Source organism: Streptomyces sp. NPDC002825 (assembly GCF_040295385.1).
Taxonomy (GTDB): Bacteria; Actinomycetota; Actinomycetes; order Streptomycetales; family Streptomycetaceae; genus Streptomyces.
The window spans coordinates 1-5192 of sequence record NZ_JBEOVH010000069.1 but is presented as its reverse complement, the minus strand read 5'-3'; the positions used below and the strand labels follow the sequence as shown (position 1 = coordinate 5192).

The 5192-nt window shown below is 70.0% G+C and carries 4 protein-coding genes and 1 pseudogene; 4 read left to right on the top strand and 1 reads right to left on the bottom strand.

The features are described 5' to 3' along the window. The 3 genes and pseudogenes from ABT041_RS38830 to serA all read left to right on the top strand — a co-directional run. A pseudogene (locus ABT041_RS38830) lies at positions 1–441 on the top strand (2-oxoacid:ferredoxin oxidoreductase subunit beta); the annotation flags it as partial. 36 nt (positions 442–477) lie between these two features. After that, entirely contained in the window at positions 478–801 is a 324-nt protein-coding gene (fdxA, locus tag ABT041_RS38825) for a ferredoxin (protein WP_351193851.1), read from the top strand. An 81-nt stretch (positions 802–882) separates the two neighbouring features. Next, on the top strand, positions 883–2469 hold the full coding sequence (gene serA / locus ABT041_RS38820; RefSeq protein ID WP_351193848.1) for a phosphoglycerate dehydrogenase: 1587 nt from the start codon (positions 883–885) through the stop codon (positions 2467–2469). Between the two features lie 363 nt (positions 2470–2832). Here the strand turns inward: serA and ABT041_RS38815 are convergent, their stop codons facing one another. Further along, positions 2833–3738, bottom strand: a complete 906-nt coding sequence (locus ABT041_RS38815; RefSeq protein WP_351193845.1) for a LysR family transcriptional regulator — start codon at positions 3736–3738, stop codon at positions 2833–2835. 95 nt (positions 3739–3833) lie between these two features. Between ABT041_RS38815 and ABT041_RS38810 the strand changes: the two genes are divergently transcribed. Next, positions 3834–5078, top strand: a complete 1245-nt coding sequence (locus ABT041_RS38810) for a cytochrome P450 (protein ID WP_351193843.1) — start codon at positions 3834–3836, stop codon at positions 5076–5078. The last annotated feature ends 114 nt before the right edge of the window (positions 5079–5192 follow it).

Below are 5192 nucleotides of genomic sequence, written 5' to 3'. Positions count from 1 at the left end.
GCCCTGGTGGAGATCTACCAGAACTGCAACATCTTCAACGACGGCGCCTTCGAGGTCCTCAAGGACAACGAGCAGGCCAAGGAGGCCGTCATCCGACTCGAACACGGGCAGCCGATCCGCTTCGGCACGGACCTGCGCAAGGGCGTCGTCCGCGATCCGGCGACGGGTGACCTGCGGGTCGTCGAGGTGACGCCGGAGAACGAGTCCGCGGTCCTGGTCCACGACGCCCACGCCTCGTCGCCGACCACGGCCTTCGCGCTCTCGCGCCTGGCCGACCCGGACACGCTCCGCCAGACCCCCATCGGCGTCTTCCGCGACGTTGAGCGGGCCGTCTACGACACCCTCATGGCCGGCCAGCTCGACGCCGCGGTCGAGCGGTACGGGAAGAGCGACCTCGCCGCGCTGCTCGCGGGCAACGACACCTGGTCCGTCGTCGGCTGACACCCCGACGGACCACCGACACCGGAGGAGACCCTCATGGCATACGTCATCGCTCAACCCTGCGTGGACATCAAGGACAAGGCCTGCCTGGACGAGTGCCCGGTGGACTGCATCTACGAGGGCCCGCGCAAGATGTACATCCAGCCGGACGAGTGCGTCGACTGCGGGGCGTGCGAGCCGGTCTGCCCGGTCGAAGCGGTCTTCTACGAGGACGACCTCCCGGAGGCCTTCAGCGAGTACCGCATCGCGGACCGCGAGGTGTTCGACGGCATCGGCCTGCCCGGCGGTTCGCGCGACCACGCCCCGCTCGCGGCGGATCACGCGGTGGTCGACGCCGTGCCCGTGCCGTCCCAGACCTGAGCCGTCCCGCGCTGGGTCCGGCTCCCGCGGTCCCTTCCGCCCTTTCCGTCTCACGAGCCTTTCACGGATCGAGTTCTCCCCATGGCCAAGCCCATCGTCCTCATAGCCGAAGAGCTCTCGCCCACCACGGTCACCGCGCTCGGTCCGGACTTCGACATCCGGCACTGCGACGGGACCGACCGGCCGGCCCTGCTGTCCGCCGTCGCCCACGCGGACGCCCTTCTGGTGCGCAGCGCGACCTGTGTGGACGCCCAGGTGATCGACGCCGCCCGCCGCCTCAAGGTCGTGGCGCGGGCCGGCGTCGGCCTGGACAACGTCGATGTCCCCGCGGCCACGAAGGCCGGCGTCCTGGTCGTCAACGCCCCCCTCTCCAACGTCGTCAGCGCCGCCGAACTCACCTGCGGACTCCTGCTGTCCACGGCCCGCACCATCCCGCAGGCCGACTTCTCGCTCAGGAGCGGGGAGTGGGAGCGGCAGAAGTACACCGGCGTCGAACTGGCCGACAAGACCCTGGGAGTCATCGGTCTCGGCCGCATCGGCACCCTGGTGGCCCAGAGGATGTCCGCGTTCGGCATGCGGATCCTCGCCCACGATCCGTACGCCACGGAGGAGCGGGCCCTGCGCGCGGGCGCACGCCTCGTTCCGCTCGACACGCTCCTGCGGGAGTCCGACTTCGTCACCGTGCACCTGCCGAGGACACCGGAGACGGTGGGCTTCGTCGGCGAGCGGGAGCTGGGTCTCGTCAAGCGGACCGTACGGATCGTCAACGCGGCGCGCGGCGGCATCGTGGACGAGGAGGCGCTGGCCGCCGCGTTGAAGGACGGGCGCGTCGCGGGGGCCGGGCTCGACGTCTTCGCGGTGGAGCCGTGCATCGCCTCCCCGCTGTTCGGTCTCGACAACGTGGTGGTCACCCCGCACCTCGGCGCCTCCACCCACGAGGCCCAGGAGAAGGCGGGGACCTCCGTCGCCCACTCGGTGCGCCGGGCCCTCGCGGGGGAGCTCGTGCCCGACGCGGTGAACGCCCCGGGAGGTCCCGTCGCGGAGGAGGTCCACCCCTACCTGGCCCTCGCCGACGACCTCGGCCACGTCTTCACCGAGCTCGCGGGCCGCAGGGCGGCCACACACCTGGAGATCGAGGTCCGCGGCGAGGTGACCCGACGGGACGTCACGGTCCTTGAGGCCGCCGCGCTCCGAGGGATCCTCGCCGCACTCGTCCCCACGAAGCCCTCGCTGGTGAACGCGTCGGAACTCGTCCGTGAGATCGGCGTCCCCGTGCGCTTCTCGACCAGCTCCGAGAGCCCGGACCACCGCAACGCCGTCGCCATCCGCGGTGTACTGCCGGACGGCGGGCCCCTGGTCGTCGCCGGCGCCCTGTCCGCCCGGAGGGGCACCCACAAGCTGGTCGAGATCGGCGCGTACGACATCGACCTGGACCTCACGGACCGCATGCTCTTCCTCTGGTACTCCGACGAACCCGGGGCCATCGGAAAGGCCGGACGGATCCTGGGCGATGCCGGCGTCAACATCGCCGACATGGAGGTCGCCCGGTCCGGCGGCCGGGCGATGGCGGCCATGTCCGTCGACATCGACGTCCCCGAGACCGTGGTGGGCAGCCTCGTTTCGGCCCTCGGCGAAGCGTCCGCCGGATTCGTCCGCCTCATGCCGTAGCGGACGGCGCCCGCCGTCCCCCGCCCGCGGCCACCCCGAGGACGAGCCCCCGGCGCCGGCCGCACCCGTACTCCCCCGTTCCGTACGCGGAGCGGGGGAGTACGCATGAGGGGAGGGGGCCGTACGTGCGGCCGCCGTGTCCCGGCGGCCGCACGCCTCCTAGGGCCTGTCTGACAATTCCCGCCGGGTCCGGCCCGCCCGGCACGCACGCTCGCCGCACGGCCGAAACGCCCAAGTAGCTCCTTCCCCAAGCTCTCGGCTTCGCTCGAGCAGGGGAGACCCCAATCGAGGGCGTCCCGGCCGCACGCCGATCGCACGCACCGGACGCCCCGGCCTGATCCGGCGCGCATTGTCAGACAGGCCCTAGCGGCGGGGCGCCGACGCGCGGCAGAACGCGCTGAACGCCGCCGCCCGACGCGTCAGCCGGACGCCCGCCGGACGTGCCAGGACGACGTCCAGCGGCCGTATCTCGTCCTTGATCCGGCGGATCACCAGGCCGCGCCCCTCGTAGCTGACGTCCGCGATGGGACGCTGTATGAGCAGCGAGTAGCCGACGCCCCGGGCGACGAGACTGCGCACCATCTCGAAGCTCTCCGTGCGGTGCCGGATGCGGGGGGACACCCCGGCGGAGCTCAGCACCTCGTTGAAGTAGCGAAGGCTGGGCGGGACATCGAGCGCGATCATGTCGTGATCCGCGAGGTCGGCGAGCCGGATCTCCTCCTTCTCCGCCAGCGGATGGGCGGGCGGCAGCAGGACGTACGGCTGGGTCGGATACAGGGTGTCGTACTCGATGCCGGCCCGGATGTCGACGCCGTAGAGGACGGCCAGCTCGCACGCCCCGTCGAGCAGGAGCTGCTGCAGGTCGGTGAGCGAGCCCTCCACGAAGTCCAGGGTCACCTGGGGGTGGGCGGCCTGGAACTCCTCCAGGACGCGGGGCAGGAGGAACGGGGCGATGGTGGTGAAGCAGCCGATCACCAAGTTGCCCGAAGGGGCGTTCCCCAGGTCGCGCATGCCCGCCTGGAGCGCGTCGGCCCGGGCCAGCAGGGACCGGGCCTCGGGCAGGAGGAGGCGGCCGGCCTCGGTCAGCGTCAGCCCCTTCGCCTTGGAGCGCAGGAGCAGTTGCACACCGATCTGTCGTTCCAGCTGGGAGATCGCGACCGACACCGCGCCTTGGGTCACGAACAGCTGCCGCGCAGCGCCCGTCATGGTTCCGGCCTCGGCGCACGCCACGAAGGCGTGCAGCCGGCGAAGGCTGATCCGTTCAGTCATTAGGGAATCCCATAACGCACCTCACCATTCCTTCGTTTTCAATTCGACGGTCGTGGCGGAGACTTGGAGTACCAAGTCAAGGAGGTTTCGCAATGATGCCGATGAACGAAACGGCCGGCTGCCCTGTGCATCACGGTTTCGACCCGCTTGGTGACGCCTACATCGCCGATCCGTATCCGATCCACACCGCGGTGCGGGAGGAGGCCCCGGCGTTCTACGCATCGGCCATCGACATGTGGGTGATAACCCGGTACGACGACATCGAGGCCGTTCTCAAGGACCCGGGGACCTTCTCCGCGCGGGTCGGTCAGAAGCCGGTGTTCCCCCTTTCGGAAGAGGCGCAGGAGATTCTGAAGAAAGGATTCCGCGCCTACCCGGTGATGTCGGACTGCGACCCGCCGCGGCACACCCGCATTCGCAAGCACAACATGACGGGCTTCTCACCGCGGCGGATCGCGTCGCTGGAGCCGAAGGTCTGGGCCAAGGCCACGGAGCTGGTGGACGCCATCAGGCCCGGGCGGGTGGACCTGGTCAACGCGCTGACCTATCCGCTTCCGGCGTACATGATCTTCACGTTCATCGGCTTCCCGGACGAGGACATGGACATGCTGAAGAGTTGGTGCGGAAACCGCATCGCCTTCAGCTGGGGACGCCCGAGCGCGGACGAGCAGCGCGAGATCGCCACGAACATGACGAACTACTGGGAGTACTGCGAGAACTTCGTCGCCAAGCGGGCCGCGGAACCGGTGGACGACTTCACCAGTGACCTGATCCGGATCCGCCAGGAGAATCCCGACAGCCTGTCGCTCGAAGACATCACCAACGTCGCCTACGGGCTGAGCTTCGCCGGCCACGAGACCACGACGAGTTTCACCGGGAACGCGATCCGACAGCTGCTGGCCAACCCCGAGCAGTGGGCCGCGATCTGTTCCGACCGCGGCCTCATCTCCAAGGCGGTCGAAGAAATCCTGCGGTACGACAGCAGCATTCCCGCCTGGCGGCGCATCACCACCAGGGCGGTGGACGTCGGCGGTGTCGAGATACCCGCCCAGGCCAAGGTGCTGATCCTGCTCGGCGCGGCCAACCGGGACCCGAAGCACTTCGAGGAGCCCGAGACGTTCGACATCCACCGGGGCGACGCCCGCCGCCACCTCGCCTTCGGCAAGGGCATCCACTACTGCATCGGGGCCCCGCTGGCGCGAATGGAAGCCCGGATCGCCCTCGACCTGCTGGCACAGCGGGCACCGGAGATGCGGCTGGTGGAGGACCAGGACTTCGACTTCCCGGCGAACGTCTCCTTCCGCGGCCCCCGGAGCCTGCTCGTCGAATGGCCCGGATGACCCTCCGGGTCCGGAGCCGGCCGGCACCCGGCGGGGCGCGCGGACGGCCGTCCAGTTCGAGAAGGGCCTCGACAACGCGCTGCCGGGCGGCGAGAACACCGTGAAGGTCCTCAC

Bases quoted from the DNA above. Each gene is read 5' to 3' on its own strand.
- ABT041_RS38815 (WP_351193845.1), bottom strand. From the start codon at position 3,738: ATGACTGAACGGATCAGCCTTCGCCGGCTGCACGCCTTCGTGGCGTGC.
- ABT041_RS38810 (WP_351193843.1), top strand. From the start codon at position 3,834: ATGCCGATGAACGAAACGGCCGGCTGCCCTGTGCATCACGGTTTCGAC.
- serA (WP_351193848.1), top strand. From the start codon at position 883: ATGGCCAAGCCCATCGTCCTCATAGCCGAAGAGCTCTCGCCCACCACG.
- fdxA (WP_351193851.1), top strand. From the start codon at position 478: ATGGCATACGTCATCGCTCAACCCTGCGTGGACATCAAGGACAAGGCC.